Annotated in this window: 1 tRNA gene and 1 rRNA gene; both read left to right on the forward strand. The window is 49.3% G+C overall.

The features are described 5' to 3' along the window. Nucleotides 1–134: 134 nt before the first annotated feature. Nucleotides 135–210: transfer RNA gene (locus AACU94_RS24610), tRNA-Glu, on the forward strand. Between the two features lie 193 nt (nt 211–403). Continuing rightward, nucleotides 404–768 (forward strand): 23S ribosomal RNA (locus AACU94_RS24615); the annotation flags it as partial.

The following is a 768-nucleotide window of genomic DNA, read 5'->3' on the forward strand; positions in this document are numbered from 1 at the left end:
GTCGTAACAAGGTAACCGTAGGGGAACCTGCGGTTGGATCACCTCCTTACCTTAAAGAAGCGTTCTTTGAAGTGCTCACACAGATTGTCTGATAGAAAGTGAAAAGCAAGGCGTCTTGCGAAGCAGACTGATACGTCCCCTTCGTCTAGAGGCCCAGGACACCGCCCTTTCACGGCGGTAACAGGGGTTCGAATCCCCTAGGGGACGCCACTTGCTGGTTTGTGAGTGAAAGTCGCCGACCTCTGTATCTCAAAACTCACTTACGAGTGATGTTTGAGATATTTGCTCTTTAAAAATCTGGATCAAGCTGAAAATTGAAACACTGAACAACGAAAGTTGTTCGTGAGTCTCTCAAATTTTCGCAACACGATGATGAATCGCAAGAAACATCTTCGGGTTGTGAGGTTAAGCGACTAAGCGTACACGGTGGATGCCCTGGCAGTCAGAGGCGATGAAGGACGTGCTAATCTGCGATAAGCGTCGGTAAGGTGATATGAACCGTTATAACCGGCGATTTCCGAATGGGGAAACCCAGTGTGTTTCGACACACTATCATTAACTGAATCCATAGGTTAATGAGGCGAACCGGGGGAACTGAAACATCTAAGTACCCCGAGGAAAAGAAATCAACCGAGATTCCCCCAGTAGCGGCGAGCGAACGGGGAGCAGCCCAGAGCCTGAATCAGTGTGTGTGTTAGTGGAAGCGTCTGGAAAGGCGTGCGATACAGGGTGACAGCCCCGTACACAAAAATGCACATGCTGTGAGCT

Origin of the sequence: Escherichia sp. E4702, assembly GCF_963883545.1 — a bacterium.
Classification (GTDB): Bacteria; Pseudomonadota; Gammaproteobacteria; order Enterobacterales; family Enterobacteriaceae; genus Escherichia.